Here is a 26167-nt window from a genome sequence, read left to right as displayed (position 1 = left end):
TGAACCTGACTCTGCGAGCGGCCCCGGCCGCTCGTTTGTCGTTTGATGGCTGACGACTTTTACTGTCGCAGCCTTTCTATTGCGTGACACAACCTATAAGAGCGAGGAGCGGGCGTTTGGCGGAGAAAAAGCTGTTTACTCCCATGTCTGGTTTACAGCGTCTGTTTGAGGCCGGATTGATCAGCATTATTTTACTGGCGATCTTCATGATGTTATCGCTGGTTTCTTACCATCCCTCGGATCCGGGCTGGTCGCAAACCGCATGGGGCGGAGACATTCGCAATGCTGCCGGGCCGGCGGGGGCCTGGCTGGCAGACATACTGCTGTTTGCCTTCGGCTTCTCGGCCTATCTGGTGCCATTTTTCATGGTGCTGATCGGCTGGGTGACCCTGTGGCGCCCGCGGGCATTGAGCGATATCTGCTATCTGACCCTGAGCCTGCGCATTATCGGCTTTCTGATGTTATTGCTCAGTCTGCTGGCGCTGGCCAGCATGAACGTGGGCAATATCTATTACTTTTCTTCCGGCGGCCTTATCGGCGATATGCTGGCGTCGGCCCTGAGCTCGATATTTGGCTCCCTGGGCACGACCCTGGTGCTGTTGTGCGGCTTTGCCACCGGCGTCACCTTCTTCAGCGGCTGGTCCTGGTTGTTGATCGTCGAGCGGCTGGGCGCGGCGGTATTGAATGCGCCTCATTGGTTCAGTCAGATTCCGCAGCGGCTGGTCGACTGGCAGAGTGGTGCCGGGCGTCGCCGCGAGAGCCCCGGCGAACCCGCCATACCGGCTCAAACAGCGGCAGTTGCCGAGGCCGAGCCGACTTCGGCCGAGGCGGGATTCGTGGGTTGGCGCCGGTTCAAGGAGCGACTGGGTGGTCAGGTGGAATCAGACACGAGTCCGGAGCCGGAATGGGAGCGGGTACAGGAAGCGGAACAGGACGATCCCCTGTTGGCCCCGGCTGCCGCTCATGTAGAAAAACGGGCTCCGATCCAGAAGAAAACACCGCCGGTACGCAAAGAGCCGGTACTGGGTGCCGTTTCCGAGCAGGACACGGCCATTGCCACCCTCGCCGAGGCGAACGGCTGGGCCCTGGACGATGACGATAATGACGAACTGGATCTGCCCTGGGTAAACGAGGGTGAGGGCGAGGCCGAACCGGCTTCGGTACCGGCGCCACCACAGCCGGCGCCGGTGGCTTCAAAGCGCAACGATCTGTCTCCCTTGCCCTCGGTCGAGCTGCTGGACTTGCCCAAACCCCGGCAACACACGGTCAGCGAGGCGGAACTCGACCGCATCGCCCGGTTGGTGGAAGCCAAGCTGGCGGATTACAACGTGCAGGCCAACGTGGTCGGAGTCTATCCGGGCCCGGTGATCACCCGCTTCGAGCTGGATCTGGCGCCCGGGGTCAAGGTCAGCAAAATCACCAATCTGGCCCGGGATCTGGCCCGCTCGCTGTCCGCCATCAGTGTGCGGGTAGTGGAAGTCATTCCCGGCAAACCCTATGTGGGTCTTGAGCTACCCAATACGCGGCGCGAAACCGTCTATCTGCGCGAGGTGATGGACAGCGACGCCTTCGCCCGCAACGATCATCCCTTGACCCTGGTGCTGGGGCAGGATATTGCCGGCGAGCCGGTGATCGTCAACCTGGCCAAGATGCCCCACGTGCTGGTGGCCGGTACCACCGGCTCCGGTAAGTCGGTGGGGGTCAACGTCATGATATTGTCGATGCTGTACAAGGCCACGCCGGACGAAGTGCGCTTTATCATGATCGATCCCAAGATGCTGGAATTGTCGGTCTACGAAGGCATACCGCATCTGCTGACCGAGGTGGTCACCGACATGAAAGAGGCCGCCAATTCCCTGCGCTGGTGCGTGGGCGAAATGGAACGTCGTTACAAGCTGATGTCGGCCATGGGGGTGCGTAATCTCAAGGGCTTCAACACCAAGGTGCAGGATGCCATTGATGCCGGTGAGCCGCTGCGGGATCCCCTGTGGGAGCCGACCCAGTCGATGGACACCTATCCGCCGGCGCTGGAAAAGCTGCCCCATATCGTGGTGGTGATCGACGAGTTTGCCGACATGATGATGATCGTCGGCAAGAAGGTGGAAGAGCTGATCGCCCGTATCGCCCAGAAGGCGCGGGCGGCGGGTATTCATTTGATTCTGGCTACCCAGCGGCCGTCGGTGGATGTGATCACCGGTCTTATCAAGGCCAATATTCCGACCCGAATGTCGTTTCAGGTGTCGAGCAAAATCGACTCGCGCACCATTCTCGATCAACAGGGGGCCGAATCGCTGCTGGGCATGGGCGACATGCTCTATCTGCCCGCCGGTGACAGCAACCCCACCCGGGTACACGGCGCCTTTGTGGACGATCATGAAGTGCATCGGGTCGTCGCCGCCTGGAAGGAGCGGGGTGAACCGAATTATATCGAGGATATTCTGAGCGGCGAGGTGGGCGCCGATGGCCTGCTGCCCGGCGAAGCGCCGGAAGGCGGTGATGAAGAGCTGGACCCGCTGTTTGACGAAGCGGTGGCTTTTGTCGTAGAGAGCCGTCGTGGCTCTACCTCCAGCGTGCAGCGCAAGTTAAAAATAGGCTACAACAGGGCCGCCCGGATGATCGAACAGATGGAATACCAGGGTATCGTCAGTTCCGCCGGCGGCAACGGTCAACGTGAAGTGCTGGCGCCTCCGCCAGCCAGGGAGTAACCATGAAAAAACTGGCAACCGTGGGAATACTGCTGTGGTCGGTAAGTGCCGTGGCACTGGCCGATGTACGCGCCGAATTGCAGCAGAAGCTGGCCTCCTTCGACCGATTCTCAGCCAGCTTCAGCCAGCAGGTATTCGATGAGCAGGGGGCACCGATGCAAAGTGCCCAAGGCACCATGCAGCTGGCCCGGCCCGACCGTTTTCGCTGGCATACGGTGTCACCGGATGAGAGTCTGATCGTGTCCAACGGCAATGATGTCTGGGTGTACGACCCCTTCGTGGAGCAGGTGAGCATAGCGCCGCTGGAGCAGGCGATACAGAACACGCCGTTTCTGCTGATTGCCGGCGGTGACGGACGGCGCTGGCAGCAATACGATGTGGCCCGTCAGGGCGCCGATTATGTGGTGACCAGCAAGGATCCGGGCGAGCTGATCAGCCAGTTCAGCCTGCGCTTCGATGGTAACAACCGGATTCAGCGTTTCACGGTGATCGAGTCCGGCGGCCAGCGCAGCGAATTTACCCTGCAGCAGGTGAATACCAAACCCGCCACCGGGGCCGACACCTTTAGCTTTACGCCCCCGGACGGGGTCATGGTCGACGACCAACGCTGAGCAATGAGTAGCTCTAGGTCTCTATTGGCTACAAATCTGCCGGTTTGCCGTAGCGTACAAAGAGGCAACAGGGTTGCCCCTTCCGACACGCTTCGAGCACATCCCTGTGGCGCTCGGCACATGCCATCCATGGCATGTGACGGTCGGCTGAGGCAATCCCTGCTGCCTCTTCTTGACGCCGGAGCTCGCTGTTGGCATCACCAACAGGCGATGCCGATGCTTGAAGGAGGACAAAGGGAGCTGCTCAGCCGACCTTCCGTTTCAGGGATGAAACGGAGAGCGTACAGGATGTATTCATAGCGAGTCGGCGGAGCAGGCCCTTTGGCCGACATGCAAATATAGTGCTAAAAACTAAGCCGTTCTCGTACTCGGGATGTGTGACCAAAAGACAGGCTGACAGCTTACGGCTTTATTTGAAGGGGATGAAATGACATGAGTACCCTGAGTCTGGACTTTGAGCAGGATGATTTTCGCCCACTGGCGGCGCGCATGCGCCCTCGGCGGCTGGAACAATACCTGGGCCAGGTGCATATTCTGGGGCCGGGCAAGCCGCTGCGCCGGGCGCTGGAAGCCGGTCACTGTCATTCCATGATACTGTGGGGGCCGCCGGGTACCGGCAAAACCACCCTGGCCGAGTTGATTGCCCACTACTGTGATGCCCAGGTCGAGCGGGTCTCGGCGGTCACCTCCGGGGTCAAGGAGATCCGTGCCGCCATCGAGCGGGCGCGGGAGCACAAACTGGCCGGCCGGCGCACCATACTGTTTGTGGACGAAGTACACCGCTTCAACAAATCCCAACAGGATGCCTTCTTGCCTCATATCGAGGACGGCACCGTCACCTTTATCGGTGCCACCACCGAAAATCCCTCTTTCGAGCTGAACAACGCCTTGCTGTCCCGGGCCCGGGTTTATCTGCTCAAGCGACTGGAGCCGGCCGAAATCGAGCAGATGATTGCTCAGGCGTTGTCCGACGAACACGGACTGGCCGGGCAGGGCATAGTACTGGCCGACGGGGTGCAGCGGGCGCTGGCCGAGCTGGTGGACGGCGATGGTCGCAAGGCGCTGAATTATCTGGAGCTGCTGGCAGACATGGCCGAAGACGTCGAGGGTCTTCGCCGTATCGACAAGACGCTGCTGGCGGAGGTGACCGGCGAGCGGCTGGCCCGGTTCGATAACCAGGGCGATCTCTATTACGACCTGATTTCGGCGATACACAAGTCGATTCGCGGCTCCAACCCGGACGCCGGCCTGTACTGGTATGCGCGCATGATTACCGCCGGTTGCGATCCGCTCTATATCGCCCGTCGTCTGCTGGCCATCGCCTCGGAAGATATCGGTCTGGCCGACCCCAAGGCGATGGAGGTGGCGCTGGCCGCCTGGGACTGTTTTACCCGGGTTGGCCCGGCGGAAGGAGAGCGCGCCATCGCCCAGGCCATCGTTTATCTGGCCTGTGCCCCCAAGAGCAATGCGCTCTATACCGCCTGGAAAGCGGCGCTGAAAGATGCCCGCGAACTGCCCGATTATGAGGTGCCGGTACATTTGTGCAACGCGCCGACCAGATTGATGAAAGAGCTGGGTCACGGCGCCGAATATCGATACGCCCACAACGAGCCGGGTGCCTATGCCGCCGGCGAAGTGTATCTGCCGGAGGCGCTGACACAACGGCGTTATTACGAGCCCAGCGAGCGAGGCTTCGAGCAAAAGGTCAGGGCCAAGCTGGACTACCTGAGCAGTCTCGACGAGCAGGCCGGTGGCTAGTTGGCTCCCACCCCGCTAAGCTGATAAACTTGACATCGATTTAGTGACTTCCGACCCTGCGTATGACACGCAGTACAAGCATCAAATAAGGTAACTCATGCTGGACTCCAAATACCTGCGCGGCGATATCGCCGACACGGCGGCGCGGCTGGCAAGCCGTGGTTTTACACTCGACATCGACCTGTTCAACGGCCTCGAAGAAAAGCGGAAGTCTCTGCAATCCCGTACCCAGGAACTGCAGGCCGAGCGCAATGCCCGCTCCAAGGCCATTGGCCAGGCGGCGCGCAGCGGTGAAGACATAGCCCCGTTGAAGGCGGCGGTCACGGCCATCAATGACGAGCTGGACGGCTGCAAGGTTGAGCTGGACCAGTTGCTGAGTGAAATTGAAGCCTTCGGTGCCGCCATTCCCAACCTGCCGCACGAGTCGGTGCCGGTCGGTAAAAGCGAAGATGACAACCAGCAGGTTCGGGTCTGGGGTGAGCCTACCGCCTTCGATTTTGAACCGCGTGACCATGTGGCGCTGGGCGAAGCGCTGTCCGGTCTGGACTTCAAGGGCGCGGTCAAGATCTCAGGCTCCCGCTTCGTGATCATGCAGGGCCAGATTGCCCGCATGCACCGGGCCCTGGCGCAGTACATGCTGGACTTGCACACCAACGAGCACGGTTATATCGAGTGTTATGTGCCTTATCTGGTGAACAGCGACAGTCTATACGGCACCGGTCAGCTGCCCAAGTTTGCCGCCGACCTGTTCCATACCGCCATCGAAGGGGAAGGCGACGAAGCCGGCAAGACCCGCCGTTTCTCGCTGATCCCGACGTCCGAAGTACCGTTGACCAACATCGGTCGGGACGAGATCTTCGATGCCAAGGAGCTGCCGCTGAAATTTACCGCCCATACTCCCTGCTTCCGCTCCGAAGCGGGATCCTATGGCCGCGATACCCGCGGTCTGGTGCGCATGCATCAGTTCGACAAGGTGGAAATGGTACAGCTGGTTCATCCGGATCACTCCTGGGATACCCTGGAAGAAATGGTCGGCCACGCAGAGAAGGTACTGCAGGGCCTGAATCTGCCCTACCGGGTGATGGCCTTGTGTACCGGTGACATGGGCTTTGGCGCCGCCAAAACCTACGATCTGGAAGTGTGGCTGCCGGCCCAGAACACCTACCGTGAAATTTCGTCGGTATCCAACTGTGGTGATTTCCAGGCGCGCCGCATGCAGGCGCGGGTACGGGGTGCCGATGGCAAGCCCCAGTTGCTGCACACCCTGAACGGCTCCGGACTGGCCGTGGGCCGTACCCTGGTGGCGGTACTGGAAAATTACCAGCAGGCAGACGGCCGCATCGCGGTGCCCGAGATCCTGCAGCCTTATATGGGCGGTCTGCAGTACATCGGTTGAGCCTGATGACTTGAGTCAAGCAAGCCGGGGCCATGCTCCGGCTTTTTTACGGGATTTTCAGACAGAATTTAGTTTTATCTTGAATGAAATTTATCCGCTTTTTCTTCGCCTTTTGCCACCCTCCTTTGGTAGAATGCGCGGCATTCAAGAGGTTCCCGGCAATACATGATGGTTTGGATAGACTACGTAATTCTCGGCATTATCGGCCTTTCTGCACTCATCAGCCTGGTCAGGGGATTTGTGAAAGAGGCGATGTCACTCGCTACCTGGTTGGCTGCTTTCTTCGTTGCCAGTCGCTTCTACGCCGATCTGGCCGTTCATCTCGATATCTCCGATCCCTTATTCCGCAACGGCGCAGCCATTGCCATCCTGTTTGTATTAACCCTGATCCTGGGCGCACTGATTAATTACGTTATCGGTGAGCTGGTGACCAAAACCGGGCTTTCTGGTACCGATCGGGTACTGGGCGTCTGTTTCGGGGCAGTGCGGGGCGTGCTTGTCGTAGCGGCCCTGCTGTTATTTATCGATACCATGACCGCCTTTTCACAGAGTCTGTGGTGGCGTGAATCCCGGTTGATTCCGGAGTTCGGTATCGTGATCCAGTGGTTTTTCAGCCTGGTGCAAAATTCATCCAGCTTTTTACCCCCCAAGCCATAGTGAATTGAGGAAATTAGGACATGTGTGGGATTGTCGGTATTCAAGGCACGACCCCGGTAAATCAGGCGCTGTATGACGGCCTGACGGTACTTCAGCACAGAGGTCAGGATGCTGCCGGCATCGTTACCATCTCGGGAAATACCTTCCGCCAGCGCAAGGCCAATGGTCTGGTGCGGGATGTATTCGAAGAGCGTCATATGGAGCGATTGATCGGCAACGTAGGCATTGGCCATGTGCGTTATCCTACCGCCGGCAGCAGCAGCGTTGCCCAGGCGCAGCCCTTCTATGTGAACTCTCCCTTCGGCATTGCCCTGGCGCATAATGGCAATCTGACCAATGCCCGCGAGCTGAAAGAAGAGCAGTTCCGGGTGGCACGCCGTCATATCAACACCACTTCCGACTCCGAAGTGCTGCTGAACGTACTGGCGCATGAGCTGGACCAACAAACACAAACCCTGCACCTCGAGCCGGGCCATGTGTTTGCCGCCGTGAGCAAGGTGCATGAAAAAATTCGCGGTGCCTACGCCACAGTGGCGGTGATTATCGGCCATGGCATGCTGGCATTTCGCGATCCCAACGGCATTCGTCCGCTGGTACTGGGCAAGCGTGACGCCGAAGACGGCAGCACCGAATACATGGTGGCGTCCGAAAGCGTGGCGCTGGATGCGGTCGGTTTCAGCCTGATCCGTGATGTCGCGCCGGGCGAGGCCGTGTATATCACCAAACAGGGTGAGCTGTTCAGCCAGCAATGTGCCGCCGAGCCGCAGCACCACTCCTGTATCTTTGAATATGTGTATTTCGCACGGCCCGATTCCTTTATCGACAAGGTATCGGTTTATGGTGCCCGGGTACGCATGGGTCAGAAGCTGGGTGCCAAAATCGCCCGGGAGTGGGAAGACCTCGACATCGACGTGGTGATCCCGATTCCCGAAACCTCCTGCGACATCGCGCTGGAAATTGCCCACAACCTGCAATTGCCTTATCGCCAGGGGTTCGTGAAGAATCGCTATATCGGCCGTACCTTCATCATGCCCGGCCAGCAGCAGCGTCGGCAATCGGTACGTCGCAAGCTCAATGCTATTCCGTCGGAATTTGCCGGCAAGAATGTACTGCTGGTAGATGACTCTATCGTTCGTGGTACTACCTCCGAGCAGATTATTCAGATGGCACGGGATGCGGGTGCCAAGAAGGTGTATTTTGCTTCCGCCGCCCCCGAAATTCGCTTCCCCAACGTGTATGGCATCGACATGCCTTCCGTGAACGAGCTGATAGCCTACGGCCGTGAAGTGGAAGAAATCTGTCAGCTGATTGGTGCCGACGGCCTGATTTATCAGGAGCTGGAAGATCTGGAAGATGCGGTGCGCCATTTCAATCCGGAGCTGCGCCGCTTCGAGACCTCGGTCTTTACCGGTGAGTACGTGACTCAGGATGTGAACCAGGAATATCTGGATGAGTTGAATGCGTTACGTAACGACAACAGCAAGCAGAATGACAGTATCGACAACAGTCATCTGGAAATCTATAACGAAGGTCAGTCGTAATAACGACCGGCAATAAAGCAAAAAAAAGGGGTCCTCGGACCCCTTTTTCAATGCAGTGGCAACAGGACTCAGTGGGTGTAAATCGGGCCAAAGCCCCAGCTCCAGACGATAACGGAGCCAACCATGATGCACACCAGCAGCACCAGGCCACAGGTCACCACCGAGCTGGCGTAGATAAAGCCGCGCTCTTCGGGAATATGCATGATGATGGGGACGCCGGAATACAGTAAATAGACCGAATAGCTCAGCCCCGCCAACCCGACCATCATCAGAAAGATGGGTTCGGGATAAAACAGGCCCAGCCCGGTCATGAACAGGGGCGTGGCGGTATAGGCGGCGAGTTCCATGCTCTGGGTAAAACTCGGATTGGCGCCAAAGGTTTTTGCCATCCAGAACGTCAGATAGGCGAGGGCAAAGACACCGCCGATCAGGGTGAAGTACATACCGACAGACATCACCAGCGCGCTTTCTGTGGTGAGCATGATGGTACTATTGACGCTGGATCCGAAATTCCAGCCAATCATGCTGGCAGAGATATAGGCACATGCCGAGGGTATCAGGGCGATAAACATCAGGTGTACCAGGCTGTAGCTCAGGCTCTCGTGGTGGTGGTCTATGGTATGCCATTCTTCTTTGGGGTGCGCATAAAGACCCCAGATATGGTTTAAAATCATAGCGTTATCCCCTCAAACGTCTTCATTGCCAGACGGCTCCTGCCAGGTGGCTGACCCAAGAATAAAACGGATTGCGTCCGTCCTTTCCTCTAACTAGTTATTGGCCAGAGTCCCATGAACGTCAAGTTTGTCTACGTATTAACCACAGGTTTGCTGCCTGGTTCAATCTTTGGCGAGGACATTCGGATGTCATCCCGTCAGGCTGCTATGGAAAAAGCTCCGCTGCTCCTGCACGCGGGAAGATCCGGTATTCAGAGATAGCCAGCCCGGCTCCTTGAGTTCGGACCGCATCAAAATGGACGAAGCGCTCCGATATGACAATAAACTTGTTTATCGGCTGCAGTCTGAGTAATAAGGATGACAGCTCGGTACCGGGACAGACTGATGCATTTTGCGAATTAACGGGTGTATCGGTTATTTTTTTGCTTTTATTTGCCATAACGCCATGAGCTTTATATGGGTATTAGGCAGGGCTTCTGTTAAACTTTTATGACTACAACTTAGCAATAGATTAATAATATGACCGAATCTGTTATTTCCCGGTCTCTACCAACGCTTCCCCAGTCATTTTTCTCCTTATGCTGATCTCCGTTATTGAGCAGGCCATTCTCATTCTTGCCTCGGGCTGGCTGCTGACCATGAACATTCGTCGGGGGCAGCAATATCCCCGACTGATGGTGCTGACTACCGCTTTCTGGTTTGCCGCTATCGCCATAGCCTGCATGTCGTTACCCTTTATGCTTGGCCCCGGCGTGCTGCTGGATGTTCGCGATGCGGTGTTTTTTGTCGCCGGTTTATTTGGTGGCCCTCTGGCGGGAGGGTTGGCGTTGCTGATGGCTGGCGGGTTCCGGTTTTGGCTGGATGGTGCGGGTGTGTTCCCCGGTATTGCGGGCATGGTTATTGCACTGACTGCAGGCCTGGGTATGCGCTATGCACTTCAGCAGGGCTGGATACGACTGAATGTGTGGTCATTGTTGCCGGTAACGCTGCTGTTGAATGTAATAAAGATGGGGCTGCTTTATCTGATGGTGGAGCCGCAACAGCAGCCACATATTTTATCCCTGACCCTGCCGTTCCTCATTATCGTGGTTCCACTGACACTGATTCTGGTCTTCATTCTCAAGGATGCAGAGCAGAGAGGACGTGAGCAACAGGCCTTGCGCGAGAGCAAGGCTAGGCTGATAGCCATTACCAGTGCGCTGCCCGATACCATGTGCGTTATCGATGAAGACGGATGCTACCTGGATGTGATGGCAGAAAATACCAACGAGCTTTATGCGACCACCGGCAGCATGGTCGGTAAAACGGTATGGGATATATTCCCTGACGAACAAGCAGAAGCCTTTCTGACCTTTATTCGCCGGACCTTGAAGCTGAACACGGTCAATACCCTGATTTATGACATTGAGACGAGTGGCGGGCCGCGCACCTTTGAATGTGTAGCACAAATACTGAAAAGCCAGCCCGGTGACAAGGCGGCGGTGGTGACATTGAATCGGGATATCAGCGCCCGGATAAAAAATGAAACGGAGCTACGTATCGCGGCGGTGGCTTTTGAAAGTTTTCAGGGCATGCTGGTCACCGATAAAAATAACCGTATCTTGCGAATAAATCGGGCCTTTAGCGAGATCACCGGATACACCCAGGAAGAGCTGATAGGAAAAACGCCGGCGATATTCAGCTCCGGCAAGCATGACGGCGAGTTTTACCGTCAGATGTGGCACAGCATCAATACCCGGGGTCACTGGCAGGGTGAAATTTGTGACAAACGCAAGTCCGGCAAACTGTACCCTCAGTTGTTGTCGATCAGTGAGGTCAAGGATGCTCAGGGACAACGTAGTCATTATGTGGCCCAGATTAACGATATTACCGATCGGAAAAACGATGCCGAAAAAATCAATCACCTGGCATTTTATGACGTATTGACTGGCCTGCCGAATCGCCGCCTGTTGCTTGAGCGTATCACTCAGACGCGGTTAAAAAGTGTTGAATACGGCAGGCTTGGCGCCATGATTTTAATCGATCTTGATAACTTCAAAAATATTAATGATCTCTGGGGACACTCCGTTGGCGACAAGCTTTTGCTGCAGGTCGCAGGTCGGTTGCGAGAAGTGGCAGGCCAACAGGATACACTCGCCCGGTTAGGAAGTGATCAGTTTGCGCTCTTGCTCGATGCCCAATTCGAAAATCAGGCGCAGCTGATGGACAGCCTCGAGCATATCAGTCATGCCTTGCTGGACAGTCTCGATCAGCCTTATGCTCATGAAGAGTTGAAGCTGCGCAGCAGTGGCTGTCTGGGGGTGGTGATGCTGGATGCCGACAGCCTCTTGGCAGAAGAGCTGTTACGCCAGGCCGAACTGGCGATGTATGAGGCCAAAGCGGCCGGCAAGGGGGAAATTCGTTTCTTCGATCCGGAAATGCAGGAAGTGATTTCCCAGCGGTTGTTACTGGAAGAAGACATCGTTCGTGGTCTGAATGCGGGTGAGTTCAATGTCTATTTTCAGCCCCAGTTCAACGATGATGGCGGCATGACCGGCACCGAAGCCCTGGTGCGCTGGCATCATCCCGAGCGGGGTATTCTGGCTCCCGGTGCCTTTATCGAGGTAGCAGAAGCCGCGGGCTTGATGAACCAGATAGACCATGTTGTGCTGCAGCGTTCTTGCGCGCAAATGGCTTCCTGGGCCCGGTTAGAGGCCTTCAGCAACGTCACCGTATCGGTGAATATCAGCTCCATTCAGTTGTATCAGCCCGGTTTTGTACAAGAGGTGCTCAACATTCTGCAACAAACCGGCGCCAATCCGGCATTGCTCAAGCTGGAGCTGACCGAATCGATGCTGCTTACCGACATGCCGCAGGCCATCTCACGTATGAGGCTGCTCAAGCAGTCCGGTATTCGTTTTGCCATTGATGATTTCGGCACCGGCTATTCGTCGCTGCATTATCTACAACAGTTGCCACTGGATCAGCTGAAGATAGATCAGTCTTTTGTGCGAGGACTGCCAGATGACAGCAACAGCCTGGCTATTATCCGGGCGATTATCGCCATGGCCAAGAGCCTGGAGCTGGAAGTGATTGCCGAAGGGGTAGAAACCGAAGCACAACGAGCCATACTGTTGAATAATGGTTGCCGCCTGTATCAAGGATACTTGTTTGCCCGCCCCGGACAGGCATCGGAGGTAGAAGCGCTGGTGTTTGAGGCCGCTGAACATCACTATCATTATGAAGCGTAAGCCACAGCTATGTTTGACCGGGCAGTGAATCAAACAGCCAGACCAAGATAAGATGGTCTGGCTGTTTTTATGGCGTGATGTTTAGACCGATTCTGTTATCAACGAACGGTTGCGACCTTGTTGCTTGGCCAGGTAGAGCGCCTTGTCGGCCTGCTTCAGTGCCTCGTTGATTGTAAGCGCTGGGCCGGGCCAGTGGGCGATGCCCAGCGAGATGGTAATAAAGCCGGCCGTTGGCATTTCAAAACCGGCGACCTGCAATCGCAGGCGCTCGGCGATATCGAGCGCCAAGGTCAAATCGAGGCCGGGCAGAAAAATCATGAACTCTTCCCCTCCGCTACGACACAGGGCATCCCCTTTTCTGGCATGATCTCTCATCAGTCTGGCCAAGGCCTGTATCACCTTGTCACCGATGTCGTGACCATGGGTATCGTTTACCCGTTTGAAATGGTCGATATCCAGGGTAATGATGGCAAATGGTTGCCGTTCTTCCCGATAATCGTCGAGTACCTGTTGCATGCCCCGACGGTTGAGCAAACCGGTCATGGCATCGGTATGACTGTCGTTATGCAACTGGCTGATTTTATCATTGAGCAGGCCCATTCCCTTGAGAATGGCCCGCTTGAGTTGAGCTGCTTCGAAGTACCAGGAAGGGATACCGGAAATACTCTGCTGTATCTCTTTCTTGTCCATCAGCCTGGCGCCTTTGGCCAATTGCCACAGCGGTAGGGAAATAAAGGTAGCAGACAACCAGATACCGGCCAGGGTAAACAGTACCAGCGGCATGCTCTTGATAAACACATTGATGATATGACCGTCGAGTCCGGCCAGCGTCGCTTGTTTTGGCCTTTGCGCCACCACGCCCCAACCGGATCTGGTTACCGGTGCAAAGCCGGCCAGCATCTCTATGCCCCGAGAGTTGATCGCGGTATGCGAATGCTCTGTGCCGGCGGTGACTTCGTCGATGGCCAGATTATTGGCTACCCGCTGGCCGATACGGTGTGCGTCGGGATGGTAAATCAGGGTTTTATGGCGATCGACCACATAAAGGTAGGAGCCATCCTGGTAATAATGCTTGCCGAGGATAGAGCCCAGTATATTGTCCTGCTGCAGATAGATGGTGCCGGCGATGTAGCCGAGATAGTGACCGTTATCGTTAAAAATAGGGTGCGACAGGCTGATAATGTAGTTGCCGGCAGGAGAGATAAAAGGATCGGTGATCAGCGGTTTTTTGGCATCAATGGATTGTTGTGCTCCGGGTGAAGAAAGCGTGAAGCCTTTAACCTGAAGTGTTTCTGGCGAGGTCGCGACAATCACCGCGTTTGCATCGACGATCACCACCGAATTGAAGCTATCGGACTGTTGGTTCAGACGACGAACTTCATCCATCAGGGCGGACTTATTGTGCATCTGCGAGCCAAGCAGACTCGCGCTGTATGCCAGTTGATCCTGTGCCGACTTGAGAAAAGCATCCGTCATTTCGGCCAGCTTGGCCGCATAGACCCGGTTGGCTTCCAGGGTATTGTTGATCAGCAGGGCATGCTGAACCTTGTAGGTAGCATAAAAACTGTTGCCGAGGGTGATCAGCACGCTGAACACCGCCAGAGCCAGAATCAGGCTACGAAGATTGAGCTTCGGAAGGGAAGTAAGGGACATTAGAATGAAAAGCCTGTAAATAAGCAGCCGGACGCGATGATGTTAGTATTTAAAGGGATTCTAATGAAACACATCGTGCAATGCCACCTTGAGCAGCACCGTATTCAGCGATATATGAGAAACGGTGGGCTAAGGCATGGTAACTATTTGATACCCAATAAAAAGGCCCCTTGCGGGGCCTTTCCAATCGATTGGTGGAGCTGGCGGGATTTGAACCCGCGTCCGAAAAACCTACGTCGTCGGTACTACATGCTTAGTCAGTCATTGAATTCGCCACCTGCTGCGGACAGACACGCCACAGAATGACTAGCCTAAATTGGTTTTAACGCTTCACCCGTCAGGCACGGCTTCCACGCGATTCTGTGAAGGATGACCTTCCAATTCCCTAAGTCACAGACAAGCTAGGGCAGAAGGGCTCTACCAGGTTATTAAGCTGCTAGTGCGTAGTTTTCGTCGTTTGCGACTATTTTTTTGCGATTTTTTAACGAGGCCTATCGCACCTCGGCATGCACCTAGGAGTTCGAGAATCTCGTCGAATCCAGAATCAGCCCCAAGTAAACTTATGGTATTGCAATTCTTACCAAATCACAAGGGTTAGCGATTTTTATGCTTCATCATGCGATCTTTTTCTCGCTTCCAGTCACGCTCTTTGACGTCCTGGCGCTTGTCATGGCTCTTTTTACCTTTTACCAGGCCAATTTCGATCTTTACCCACGACTTGGACCAGTACAGTGCCAGCGGCACCAGGGTATAGCCTTCGCGTTCAACCTGACCGGTGAGTCGATCCAGCTCGCGCCGCTTCAGCAGCAGTTTGCGCGAGCGCATGGGGTCGCATACTACGTGAGTAGAGGCAACGTTTAGTGGCGTAATGGTGGCGGCAAACAAGAAGGCTTCACCGTTTCTCATGAACACGTAAGCATCGGCGATGTTGGCTTTGCCCGCCCGCATCGCTTTCACTTCCCATCCTTGTAGTTCCAGCCCAGCTTCGAATTTTTCTTCTACAAAATATTCGTGCCTTGCCTTTTTATTGAGGGCAATGGTGCTGGAACCGACTTTTTTCTTGGCTTTGTTTTTTGTCATAGTGACGCCATTATACGGGTCCGGTTGAAGGTTTGGAATTGCCTACACGGCAACTGCTTGTTTTTTGTGCGGTAATGGTGGTGAGCCGGGCCAGGATTAATGTTAAAATCAGGCCGTTCTGCTGCCAGGAGAGGTTATGCCCAGTATTACCCGCAGTGCGTTGGTGATGTTCAGCGCAAAACAGATGTATGAATTGGTGAACGATATAAACTCGTATCCGCAGTTTTTGCCCGGCTGCGTGGCCAGCCGTATTGTATCCGAGTCGGCCACTTCCATCACGGCGGCATTGGATGTGGCCAAGGTGGGGATCCGCAAGACTTTTACCACGCGCAATGAACTTAAACCTCATCAGCATATCAGTGTGGAACTGGTGGATGGGCCCTTCAAGACGCTCAACGGAGGCTGGACCTTCACGCCGCTGGATGCGGATGCCTGCAAAGTCGAACTCAAGTTACACTTCGAGTTTACCTCCCGTCTGGTGGAGCTTGCTTTTGGAGGCGTATTTAAAGAGTTGGCCAATGCCATGGTGCATTCATTCAGTGAGCGGGCAAGAGAGGTATATGGCCGTGAGTCTTATTCGGGTTGAAATTGTGTATGCGCTGCCACAGCAGCAGACGGTGCTGAGCATGAGAGTATCGGAAGGGGACAGCGTCAGGCAGGTAATAGAACAATCCGGTATTCTGCAGCAATACCCCGAGATTAACCTGGATAGCAACATGGTCGGGGTATTCGGACGACAGGTTAAGCTGGAACACGCTTTGGTTGATGGCGACAGAATCGAGATTTATCGTCCTTTATTGGCCGATCCCAAGGAGATTAGGCGGCGTCGTGCCGAACAGGCGAAGGAAGAGGGGCGGGCGGACAAGGTCACCGGCGGCCGTCCCGACCCCAAGAGAGCCAAAAAGTAACCGGCCATGGTCTGTGAGTCCCATGACCATAGACTTTGTTACAGACCCTGCTCAAAGGTGGCAGGAGCGGGATAATCGCCGCTGACCGAGACAAGCGCATCGTTGGTAAAGTCCAGAATCAGTTGTTTCTGCTCTACGTCACCCCGGCCCGGTTTCAGATAATGAAGGTACACCCAACGATCATGGTTGAAACCGTCCAGGCTCATGGGATTACCCAGCAGAAAGCGAACCTGCTCCTGGCTCATGCCCTGGCGCAGCTGGGCGACCTGTTTGGCTTCAATGTAGTTGCCCTGGGGAATGTCGACCTTGTACACCAGGCCGCAACCGGCCAGAGGAAGAGTGAGTAGCAAGGGTAAAATCAAGGTTTTGAGTTGCATGGCTGCATTATATCCTGTGTGACTTGTTGGGCATGATAGCTGTTGGCGATGAGCTTGTAAAAGCCGACACCCTCTCAATACTCCGACGATGGGAACTGGCCCCTTGTCAGACCATGGTTCCGTGCCGGCAATGATGGTCATCCGGCACCCACTGTCCTATCATCTTCGTTTTTAACGCTTTCTTTCGGGAGTAAGCCAATGGCAAAGCACGTTTTTCACTTAGGGATAACCGATGAGGATCTGCAAGGCGCAACGCTTGCCATTATTCCGGGGGATCCTGAGCGGGTCGCACGTATTGCCGGCCAGTTGGCCAATGCCCGTCATCTGGCCAGCAAGCGGGAGTTCACCTCCTGGCTGGGCGAGCTGGACGGCAAACCGGTGGTGGTCTGCTCTACCGGTATCGGTGGTCCTTCTACTTCCATTGCGGTGGAAGAACTGGCCCAGTTGGGGGTGACCACCTTTCTGCGTATTGGCACCACCGGCGCGATTCAGAGTCATGTGCAGGTCGGCGATATGATAGTGACCCAGGGTTCGGTACGACTCGATGGTGCCAGCAGCCACTTCGCACCCATGGAGTTTCCGGCGGTCGCCGATTTTGACTGTACCTGTGCGCTGGTGGATGCGGCTCGGGAGCTGGGGCTTGAGCCTTATGTCGGTATCACCGCCTCGTCTGATACCTTCTATCCCGGTCAGGAACGTTACGATACCTATTCGGCCCGCATGTTGCGCAAGTTTCAGGGCAGCATGAAAGAATGGCAGAGCATGGGGGTGCTGAACTACGAAATGGAGTCGGCCACCCTCTTTACCATGTGCTCCAGCCAGGGACTGAGGGCCGGTTGCGTGGCCGGGGTTATCGTCAATCGTACCCAGCAGGAAATTCCCGACGATGTCACCTTGCAGCAGGCCGAGCAGCAGGCGATTGATATCGTCATCGGTGCCGCGCGCCGCCTGGTATGACGAAAAACAGCTTTAAGTCGTAAGCCTGTCTCTTAGTCACAAGTCTGTCAGTCCGTAAAGTAGGCTCAGAGGCAACTGGGTAGCCTCTTCCGACACGCTAAACCGCATCCCTGCGACGCTCAGCACATGACGTCCGACCGCCAAGGATGGCGGGAGTGTCAGCATTGCAGGAGCTTTTGTTGACCTGTCATGTGATGGTCGGCCGAGGCTATCCCAGCCGCCTCTTTTTAGGCGCCGAGTCGTCGGTGAGCACCACTGACAGACCACTCCGCTGCCGACGGGAGGGCAAAGGGTGTCTGCTCAACCGACCATCCGCGCCAAGGATGGCGCGGTTTGAGCCCCCAGGGAGGGGTTTACGGCGTGTCGACTGAGCAGTGCGCTTTGCCTGATGGCCTCATTAAGTTCAACAAAAACTTGTGACTATGAGACAGCCTCACGCCTCACGCCTCACGCCTCACCTTCAACTGACCAGTAGTTCCCGGGCATTGGCCAGGGTGTTGCTGGTAATTTTGTTGCCGCCCAGCAACCGGGCCAGTTCCTGCAGCCGGCTTTGTTCATCGAGTTTCTGCATTCGAGTCTGGGTGTCGTTGTCGGCGCTGTCTTTGCTGACAAAATAATGCTGGTGGCCATTGCCGGCCACCTGGGGCAGGTGGGTGATCACCAGTACCTGGGTGGAGTCACCCAACTGACGCAGCAGTTTGCCGACCACCGCCGCCGTCGGACCGCTGACACCTACATCTACCTCGTCGAAGATAAGGGTAGGGGTCTCGACCTTCTGGGCGGTAATCACCTGAATGGCCAGGCTGATACGCGACAGTTCACCACCGGATGCCACCTTGGCCAGCGGGCTCATGGGTTGGCCCGGGTTGGTGCTGACCAGAAATTCGACCCGATCGATACCCAGCGGGGAGTAACCGGCGCCGTTATCCGCGGTTACGGTAATTTCAAGGCGACCATGCTCCATGCTCAATTGATGCAGGCTTTGGGTGATCTGCTGATTCAATGATTGGGCATAGCGTTGTCGGCTCTGACTGAGCCGTTCCGCCGCTTGCAGAAACAGTGCTTTGCTCTGCTCCACTTCATCATCCAGCTCCTGCAGGCGGCTGTCGTTATGATCCATTTCCGCCAGCCGGATTTTTATCTCTTGATGAAAGTCATGCAGGGCAACCGGCTGTACATGATGCTTGCGTGCCAGCTCCATCACCTTGCCGAGCCGTGCTTCCACCTCATGCAACCGTTCCGGATCCAGCTCCAGTCGGTCCAGATAACGGCTCAACTCGCCGTGACCTTCTTCCAGCTGGATCAGGCTGCTTTCTATCATTTCCTGTACCGGACCGAGCCGGTTGTCCATTTGATTGAGCTCAATCAATACCTTCAGTCCCTGGCGCAACAGCTGCAGGGCGTTGGTTTCTTCACTGTCAGCCAGCACATTGAGGGCCAGCTGACAGTCGTTGAGCAGCTCGGCGCCGTTGGCCAGGCGTTTGTGCTCGGCTTCCAGAGTCGGGAACTCATCCTCGGCCAGGGCCAGTTCATCCAGCTCGGCTACCTGATATTCCAATAGTTGGCGCTGGGCCTGCCACTGGGCCTGCTCACTTTGCAGCTGTTTGCGTTCGTTACTGAGCTGGCGCCATTGCTGATATTGCCTGCTGACCTGTTCTATCAGCCGGTGATGGCCGGCATAGGCGTCGAGCAGACCGCGTTGATAGTCGGACTTTTGCAATGCCTGGTGGGCGTGCTGCCCATGAATGTTGATCAGCAGGGCACCGAGGGCCTTGAGTTGAGACAGGGGCACCGGAGTACCGTTGATATAGCCGCGAGAACGCCCTTCGCGGCTCAGGGTACGGCGCAGAATGCATTCGCCCTGCTCATCCAGCTCTTGCTCGCTCAGCCAGGTCTTGACGCGTGGCAGCTTGTCGATACGAAAACGGGCGCTGATGTCGGCCTTGTCGGCACCGGGGCGTACCGAGTCGGCATCGGCACGCTCACCCAGTGCCAGGGCGAGGGCGTCAATGGCGATGGATTTACCGGCACCGGTCTCTCCGGTAATGCTGGTCATGCCTGGACGCAAGTCCAGCTCAAGGAAGGAAACAATGGCAAAATTGCTGATGGTGAGCTGAAGCAACATGGTGGAACCCCTGCACAAAACGATGCTGTATAGAGATACAGTATACTGTTGTTTTGTACAGTTCAAGTTGGTAGTGAGGCGTGAAGAGTAAAGGGTGAGGGCAAGGAAGCAAATTCTGCAATGTTCCTCACCCCTCACCCCTCACCTCTCACCCCTCACCTCTCACCCCTCACAGGGTTAAAACAGTTTGCTGCCCCAACCGAGTTTGCTGCGCAGCACTTCAAAGTAATTATGACCACGAGGGTGAAGCAGTTTCAGCTTGTAGGGACTCTTGTTGATATGAATTTCGTCACCGGGTTGCACCGCCAGCGAGACATGACCATCGCAGCTGATCAGCATCTGTTCGGTCTTGTTGTTGGGAGACAACACCAGTTTAACCTGCGAGTCGGCATCGATAACGATGGGACGGCAACTCAGGGTGTGAGGAAACATCGGTACCAGGGTAATGGCGTTGAGATTGGGAGTCACGATGGGGCCGCCGGCAGACAGCGAATAGGCGGTAGAGCCGGTGGGGGTGGCCACTATCATGCCATCGGCGCGCTGGCTGTACATGAAATGCCCGTTGATATAGACCTCGAACTCGATCATGTGGGCGATTTTACCCGGGTGCAGTACCGCTTCGTTCATGGCGGTATTACTGGCCTTGAGCTGGCCGTGCCGGTGTACCTGGGTTTCCAGTAGAAAGCGCTGCTCGGCCTGGTAGTCGCCGGCCAGCAGGCGTTCAAGCGGTTGCTCGAAGCTGTCCGGAGACAGGTCGGTCAAAAAGCCCAGATTACCCCGGTTAACGCCGACCACGGCCACATCGAAGCGGGCCAGTACCCGGGCGGCTCCCAGCATGTTGCCGTCACCGCCCACCACGATCGCCAGATCGGCTCGCTCACCCAATTCGACCATTTCCAGCAATTCAGCCTGATCCAGGCGCAGCTGTTCGCCGACCCGGCGTTCTATCACTACCTTGAGACCCAGGCCGACAATATGATTATACAGCGCCACCAGTGTCTGATTGGCGCCTTCGTGATCGGGCTTGCCGATAAGCGCTATGGTATTGAATTCGGTTTCCATTGATATATTGACCCGACTGAGTAGGCAATGCGGTCATCTGTTCCCTGACCGAGACATGGAGCCATTCTAAATAACCCGATGGCGGTGTGCCACCGACCAGATCGCTATCGTCAAAATATTCTCTTGAAATATGATCTGCAGCCCCCATATAGGCTGCAGGTCAGTAAATATATACGGGAGATAACATGAGCAAGAAACAACATCAGGTTGACGCGGAGCAAGCCGCCGAGCAGGAACCGCTGACGGTAGACACCGAAGCCGGCGCCAACGCCGAGGCAGCCCAACCGGATGCGGCTTATGTAACCGAGCTGGAGCAAAAGCTGGCAGACGCCACTGCCAGCGCCCAGTCTGAGAAAGACAACGCCTTGCGCGCCCTGGCGGAAATGGAAAACCTGCGCCGCCGCGCGGCACAGGATGTAGAAAAAGCACAGAAGTTTGCGCTGGAAAAGTTTGCCGGCGAGCTGCTGCCGGTGATCGACAGCCTGGAACGCGCACTGGAGCATACCGATAAGGAAAGTGATGCTGTTGAGGCGGTGTACGAAGGGGTTGAGCTGACGCTGAAATCCTTGCTGAACACGGTGGAAAAATTTGGCGTCTTGCCGATTGACCCCCAGGGTGAGGCCTTCGACCCCAACAAGCACCAGGCCATGAGCATGGTGGAAAGCGGCGACGTCGCCCCCAATTCGGTACTGGCCGTCATGATGAAAGGCTATGAGTTGAATGGCCGGGTGCTTCGCCCTGCCATGGTGATGGTGGCCAAGGGGCCTGCCATCGATACTCAGGCTTGATTCGAGCCAAAATATCGGCTTTTGCCTAAAAAAATGTGATGCGAGTCTTGAAAGCCACTAGCGGCAACCACATATAGGCTCTAAAGCAAAACACGAAACGCTTACGATTGAATTCAAGATATTGAGAGAGGATTTTATGGGTAGAATCATCGGCATTGATCTGGGTACCACCAACTCTTGTGTTGCTATCCTGGACGGGGATACCCCGCGGGTTATAGAAAACGCCGAGGGTACTCGTACTACTCCCTCCATCATCGCCTATACCGATGACGGTGAGACGCTGGTTGGCCAGCCCGCCAAGCGCCAGGCGGTGACCAACCCGCACAACACCCTGTTTGCCATCAAACGTCTGATCGGCCGTCGCTTTGAAGATGAAGAAGTGCAGCGTGACATCAAAATCATGCCGTTCAAAATCATCAACTCCGACAACGGTGATGCCTGGGTTGAAGCAAAAGACAAAAAAATGGCACCGCCGCAGATTTCTGCCGAAGTGCTGAAAAAGATGAAGAAAACTGCCGAAGACTATCTGGGTGAAGCGGTGACCGAAGCGGTTATTACCGTACCGGCCTACTTCAACGATGCCCAGCGTCAGGCCACCAAGGATGCGGGTCGTATCGCCGGTCTGGACGTGAAGCGCATCATCAACGAGCCGACTGCTGCCGCCTTCGCCTACGGCGTGAACAAGGCGCAGGGTGACCGCAAGGTGGCGGTATACGATCTGGGTGGCGGTACCTTCGATATCTCCATCATCGAAATCGATGACATGGACGGTGAAAAAACCTTTGAAGTACTGGCAACCAACGGTGACACCCACCTGGGTGGTGAAGACTTCGACAACCGCCTGATCACCTATCTGGTGGAAGAGTTCAAGCGCGAGCAGAACTTCGATCTGCGTAACGACATGCTGGCGCTGCAGCGTCTGAAAGAAGCGGCCGAAAAAGCCAAGTGCGAGCTGTCTTCCGCCCAGCAGACCGAGGTGAACCTGCCCTACATCACGGCTGATGCCACCGGTCCCAAGCACCTGAACATCAAGCTGACCCGCGCCAAGCTGGAGTCACTGGTAGAAGACATGGTCAAGAAGTCGCTGGATCCGGTACGTACCGCACTGAAAGATGCCGGTCTGTCCGTGTCCGACATCGACGATGTTATCCTGGTGGGCGGTCAGACCCGTATGCCTCTGGTGCAGAAGGCCGTTAGTGACTTCTTCGGTCAGGAACCACGTAAAGACGTGAACCCGGACGAAGCCGTGGCCGTGGGTGCTGCCATTCAGGGTGCCGTACTGTCCGGTGACAAGAAAGACGTACTGCTGCTGGACGTGACTCCGCTGTCACTGGGTATTGAAACCATGGGTGGCGTGATGACCGCGCTTATCGAGAAGAACACCACGATTCCGACCAAGAAGTCCCAGGTGTTCTCTACCGCCGACGACAATCAGTCTGCCGTGACCATTCACGTGCTGCAGGGTGAGCGCAAGCGCTCCGGCGACAACAAGTCGCTGGGTCAGTTCAACCTGGAAGGTATTCGTCCGGCACCGCGTGGCCTGCCGCAGATCGAAGTGACCTTCGACATTGATGCCGACGGTATTCTGCACGTGTCTGCCAAAGACAAGGACACCGGCAAAGAGCAGAAGATCACCATTCAGGCCTCTTCCGGTCTGACCGAGGAAGAGATCGAAGCCATGGTGCGTGCGGCCGAAGCCAATGCCGCCGACGACAAGAAGTTTGAAGAGCTGGTACAGGCCCGTAACCAGGCCGATGGTCTGGTGCATGCCACTCGCAAGCAGCTGGAAGAAGCGGGTGAGGCCCTGGCCGCCGATGACAAGAGCGCCATCGAGACTGCCCTGACCGAACTGGAAACCGCCGTTCGCGGTGAAGACAAGGCAGAGATCGAAGCCAAGCAGCAAGCGCTGATGGAAGTGTCTCAGAAGCTGATGGAAGCGGCCCAGGCCAAGGCTCAGGCCGATGCGTCCGACGCAGGTGAGCAGCCACAGGGGGCTTCTGCTTCCGGCAAGGCCGATGACGATGTCGTTGACGCCGAGTTTGAAGAAGTCAAAGACGACAAAAAATAAGCTAAACCCAGCGTATTAACGCTGCCAGTGGCGGGCGTTGGGATTCCAACGCCCGCCTTTGTGTGAACAGGACTCAGGTAAGCAATCAGCCTATGTCGAAACGAGATTATTACGAAGTGCTCGGGGTTTCCAAGGAAGCCGACGAGCGCGAGATAAAAAAAGCCTACAAGCGGATGGCGATGAAATATCATCCCGACCGTAACAAGACCGATGCCGACGCCGGCGACAAGTTCAAGGAGGCCACCGAGGCCTACGAAGTGCTGACCGACGAGCAGAAACGTGCGGCTTATGATCAGTTTGGTCATGAGGGCGTCAACGGCCAGCAAGGCGGTCATGGCTTTGGTGGTGGCGGAGCCGACTTCGGTGATATTTTTGGCGACGTGTTCGGTGATATCTTCGGTGGCGGTCAGCGTCGTCAGCAGCGTGCGGCCCGTGGCTCGGACTTGCGCTACAACATGGAGCTGACGCTGGAAGAAGCCGTGCGGGGCGTGACCAAAGAGATCAAGGTACCGACCCTGGTAGGCTGTGACGTCTGTGACGGCAGCGGTGCCAAAGCCGGCACCCAGGCCAAGACCTGTCCGACCTGTCACGGCCATGGTCAGGTACAGATGCGTCAGGGGTTCTTTACCGTGCAGCAGCCGTGCCCCCAGTGCCGGGGCAAGGGCAAGATCATCAGCGACCCCTGCCACAAGTGTCACGGTGAAGGCCGTTATCAGAAAACCAAGACGCTGTCGGTTAAAATCCCGGCGGGCGTCGACACCGGTGACCGTATTCGGTTGTCGGGTGAAGGCGAGGCAGGCGAAGCCGGCGCGCCGACAGGTGATCTGTATGTGCAGATGCACGTGCGCGACCATGAAATATTCGTGCGCGATGGTAACAACCTGTTCTGCGAGGTGCCGATCGGCTTTACCGCCGCCGCCCTGGGTGGAGAAGTGGAAGTGCCGACGCTGGATGGCCGGGTCAAGCTCAAAATTCCGGCAGAAACCCAGACCGGTCGACTGTTCCGCCTGAAAGGCAAGGGCGTGCGCTCGGCCCGTAGCGGTCAGATGGGCGATCTGGTGTGCAAGGTCTATATCGAGACGCCAGTCAGTCTGACCGACGAGCAGAAAGAGCTGTTACGCAAGCTGGAAGACTCTTGTGGCGGCCTGGCGGCCAAGAAGCACAGACCCAAGACGGAAGGCTTCTTCGAAGGGGTGAAGCGTTTCTTCGATGATTTGACCCGCTAAGCCCACTGTATTAATCTGGCTGTCTGATATGACAGCCAGATGGCTGAAACGGAATTATTTATGATACGAGCCCTGTGCCGGTTTCCGGCGGGGCTCTTGTTGTTTTATTGTCTGAAAGGAACCGGGTTTCCACTATGAAGCAAACACCGATGACCATTCGCGGTGCACAGAAACTGCGTGAAGAACTGGATCACCTGAAGTCTGTGCTGCGCCCGCAAATAATCGCATCCATTGCCGATGCCCGTGAACACGGCGATCTGAAGGAAAATGCCGAATATCATGCTGCGCGTGAACAGCAGGGATTCTGCGAAGGACGTATTCAGGAGATTGAGGCCAAGTTGTCCAATGCCCAGATCATCGACATTACCAAGCTGCCGAACACCGGCAAGGTGATTTTCGGCGCCACCGTCGAGCTGTTCAAAGTGGATGACGAGAAAGAAATTACCTATCGCATCGTGGGTGATGACGAGTCGGACATCAAGGCCAACATGATTTCGGTCAACTCTCCGATTGCCCGCGCCCTGATTGGCAAGGAAGTGGACGATGTGGCTGTGGTTAAAACACCCGCCGGAGAAGTCGAATACGAAGTGATCAAGGTCCAGTACCTGTAATACGCCGGGCTGCGATAATGACGTCCGGCCACTGTGGCCATGACAAAGGCAGGAGCTATGGCTTCTGCCTTTTGTTTATTTGCTCCAGAAACCCCCTGAAGACGAAGTCCGACAAGGCCCGGCAATCGGCCATGGACAGCTCGAATCGTACTGCGGTTAACCAGAAGTGAGACCCTTTGTGCTGACGCACCAGCTTGAGCGTCAGTCTCAGCTCCTGATCTTGCCCCAGCGTCAACAATACCCTCTTGTGCTGACCGCGGCCGAACAGCGAGCGGCGTGACAACAGGCGCATGCCATTGGTGGACAGATCCCTGATTTCCGCCGCCAGCGGGCGGCCATTGGGCTGTCTGAGTTGCAGACACTGAGGATGGGGTAAGCGCCAGGCCCGAGGGTGACCGCCGTTGGTGATGATGCTGGGGGAGCTGAGTTCGGCCTGCTCCTGGCTGGCAATCGGGTGTTTCAATGCCACCGGAAAGCTCAGTTTTATTCCGCCAAGTTCCAGCTTCAGCTCGAGGGTCGAGGCTTGCTCGAGCAAGGGCGCGATATGAGCATCGAGCATCAGCGGCAGGCTAAGCAGAGCCTGCGAGCTTTCCTGATGGCTGACCTCGTTCAACAGCTCGAGTTCTTCGTCGGTAAGATAGCGGTGGCTGGGCATGACAATCACACAGTGGGAGCATATGCTCAATCATAGTGCTGTTGAGGGCAGAACAAGAAAAACAGAGGGAAATATCGGAAAGTGA

The 26167-nt window shown here is 56.0% G+C and carries 21 protein-coding genes and 1 other RNA gene; 14 read left to right on the top strand and 8 right to left on the bottom strand.

Annotated elements, in window-relative coordinates; genetic code table 11:
• The first annotated feature begins 116 nt into the window (after positions 1-116).
• The 6 genes from Q0753_RS08130 (at position 117) to purF (ending at position 8668) form a co-directional block, all read left to right on the top strand.
• Entirely contained in the window at positions 117-2705 is a 2589-nt protein-coding gene (locus tag Q0753_RS08130) for a DNA translocase FtsK 4TM domain-containing protein (protein ID WP_367179497.1), read from the top strand.
• Between the two features lie 2 nt (positions 2706-2707).
• Positions 2708-3316, top strand: a complete 609-nt coding sequence (lolA, locus tag Q0753_RS08125) for an outer membrane lipoprotein chaperone LolA (RefSeq protein WP_298719297.1) — start codon at positions 2708-2710, stop codon at positions 3314-3316.
• Between the two features lie 432 nt (positions 3317-3748).
• A complete protein-coding gene (locus Q0753_RS08120) occupies positions 3749-5074 on the top strand; it encodes a replication-associated recombination protein A (protein ID WP_298719295.1) in 1326 nt (441 codons plus the stop codon).
• A 97-nt stretch (positions 5075-5171) separates the two neighbouring features.
• The gene (serS, locus tag Q0753_RS08115) at positions 5172-6470 is read left to right on the top strand and encodes a serine--tRNA ligase (RefSeq protein ID WP_298719293.1); all 1299 of its coding nucleotides are present in this window, start codon (positions 5172-5174) and stop codon (positions 6468-6470) included.
• Between the two features lie 168 nt (positions 6471-6638).
• On the top strand, positions 6639-7127 hold the full coding sequence (locus Q0753_RS08110) for a CvpA family protein (protein ID WP_298719340.1): 489 nt from the start codon (positions 6639-6641) through the stop codon (positions 7125-7127).
• Between the two features lie 20 nt (positions 7128-7147).
• Positions 7148-8668 (top strand): amidophosphoribosyltransferase, encoded by a 1521-nt coding sequence (purF, locus tag Q0753_RS08105; RefSeq protein WP_298719291.1) that lies wholly within the window; start codon positions 7148-7150, stop codon positions 8666-8668.
• A 68-nt stretch (positions 8669-8736) separates the two neighbouring features.
• Here the strand turns inward: purF and Q0753_RS08100 are convergent, their stop codons facing one another.
• Positions 8737-9342: a Yip1 family protein gene (locus tag Q0753_RS08100; protein WP_298719289.1), complete on the bottom strand. Its 606-nt coding sequence runs from the start codon at positions 9340-9342 to the stop codon at positions 8737-8739.
• 578 nt (positions 9343-9920) lie between these two features.
• Between Q0753_RS08100 and Q0753_RS08095 the strand changes: the two genes are divergently transcribed.
• A complete protein-coding gene (locus Q0753_RS08095) occupies positions 9921-12572 on the top strand; it encodes an EAL domain-containing protein (RefSeq protein WP_298719287.1) in 2652 nt (883 codons plus the stop codon).
• Positions 12573-12653: 81 nt separating this feature from the next.
• Here Q0753_RS08095 and Q0753_RS08090 read toward each other — a convergent pair whose 3' ends face one another.
• From Q0753_RS08090 to smpB, 3 genes are all read right to left on the bottom strand, one after another.
• Complete coding sequence (locus tag Q0753_RS08090) at positions 12654-14225, bottom strand: sensor domain-containing diguanylate cyclase (RefSeq protein WP_298719285.1); 1572 nt, start codon at positions 14223-14225, stop codon at positions 12654-12656.
• Positions 14226-14417: 192 nt separating this feature from the next.
• Positions 14418-14777: a transfer-messenger RNA gene (gene ssrA, locus Q0753_RS08085) on the bottom strand.
• Positions 14778-14819: 42 nt separating this feature from the next.
• Complete coding sequence (gene smpB / locus Q0753_RS08080; protein WP_298719283.1) at positions 14820-15305, bottom strand: SsrA-binding protein SmpB; 486 nt, start codon at positions 15303-15305, stop codon at positions 14820-14822.
• A gap of 136 nt (positions 15306-15441) precedes the next feature.
• Between smpB and Q0753_RS08075 the strand changes: the two genes are divergently transcribed.
• A complete protein-coding gene (locus tag Q0753_RS08075; protein WP_298719281.1) occupies positions 15442-15891 on the top strand; it encodes an SRPBCC family protein in 450 nt (149 codons plus the stop codon).
• A complete protein-coding gene (locus Q0753_RS08070) occupies positions 15866-16213 on the top strand; it encodes an RnfH family protein (RefSeq protein WP_298719279.1) in 348 nt (115 codons plus the stop codon). The genes Q0753_RS08075 and Q0753_RS08070 overlap by 26 nt, the downstream gene beginning before the upstream one ends.
• A 38-nt stretch (positions 16214-16251) precedes the next feature.
• Here the strand turns inward: Q0753_RS08070 and Q0753_RS08065 are convergent, their stop codons facing one another.
• Entirely contained in the window at positions 16252-16590 is a 339-nt protein-coding gene (locus Q0753_RS08065; RefSeq protein WP_298719277.1) for an outer membrane protein assembly factor BamE, read from the bottom strand.
• Between the two features lie 198 nt (positions 16591-16788).
• On the opposite strand from Q0753_RS08065, the gene udp reads away from it, so the two are divergent.
• Positions 16789-17547, top strand: coding sequence for a uridine phosphorylase (udp, locus tag Q0753_RS08060; protein ID WP_298719275.1), 759 nt, complete (start codon positions 16789-16791; stop codon positions 17545-17547).
• A 460-nt stretch (positions 17548-18007) separates the two neighbouring features.
• Here udp and recN read toward each other — a convergent pair whose 3' ends face one another.
• Together recN and nadK are read right to left on the bottom strand one after the other, a co-directional pair.
• Complete coding sequence (gene recN / locus Q0753_RS08055) at positions 18008-19672, bottom strand: DNA repair protein RecN (RefSeq protein WP_298719273.1); 1665 nt, start codon at positions 19670-19672, stop codon at positions 18008-18010.
• A 177-nt stretch (positions 19673-19849) separates the two neighbouring features.
• Complete coding sequence (gene nadK / locus Q0753_RS08050; RefSeq protein ID WP_298719271.1) at positions 19850-20734, bottom strand: NAD(+) kinase; 885 nt, start codon at positions 20732-20734, stop codon at positions 19850-19852.
• 185 nt (positions 20735-20919) lie between these two features.
• On the opposite strand from nadK, the gene grpE reads away from it, so the two are divergent.
• The 4 genes from grpE to greA all read left to right on the top strand — a co-directional run bounded on the left by grpE (position 20920) and on the right by greA (position 25427).
• On the top strand, positions 20920-21522 hold the full coding sequence (grpE, locus tag Q0753_RS08045) for a nucleotide exchange factor GrpE (protein ID WP_298719268.1): 603 nt from the start codon (positions 20920-20922) through the stop codon (positions 21520-21522).
• A 136-nt stretch (positions 21523-21658) separates the two neighbouring features.
• Positions 21659-23590, top strand: coding sequence for a molecular chaperone DnaK (gene dnaK / locus Q0753_RS08040; protein ID WP_298719266.1), 1932 nt, complete (start codon positions 21659-21661; stop codon positions 23588-23590).
• Positions 23591-23682: 92 nt separating this feature from the next.
• Positions 23683-24816 carry a molecular chaperone DnaJ gene (dnaJ, locus tag Q0753_RS08035; protein ID WP_298719264.1) on the top strand — a complete coding sequence of 378 codons (1134 nt, stop codon included), beginning with the start codon at positions 23683-23685 and terminating at the stop codon, positions 24814-24816.
• 134 nt (positions 24817-24950) lie between these two features.
• Entirely contained in the window at positions 24951-25427 is a 477-nt protein-coding gene (gene greA / locus Q0753_RS08030; protein ID WP_298719262.1) for a transcription elongation factor GreA, read from the top strand.
• 55 nt (positions 25428-25482) lie between these two features.
• On the opposite strand, the gene Q0753_RS08025 is transcribed toward greA, so the two are convergent.
• The gene (locus Q0753_RS08025; protein ID WP_298719260.1) at positions 25483-26112 is read right to left on the bottom strand and encodes a PilZ domain-containing protein; all 630 of its coding nucleotides are present in this window, start codon (positions 26110-26112) and stop codon (positions 25483-25485) included.
• Between the last annotated feature and the right edge of the window lie 55 nt (positions 26113-26167).

It is taken from the genome of uncultured Oceanisphaera sp. (assembly GCF_947495715.1).
In the GTDB taxonomy this organism is placed as follows: Bacteria; Pseudomonadota; Gammaproteobacteria; order Enterobacterales; family Aeromonadaceae; genus Oceanimonas; species Oceanimonas sediminis.
Note: the sequence above shows the minus strand (reverse complement) of the source record. Positions and strands in the feature narration are given on the sequence as shown.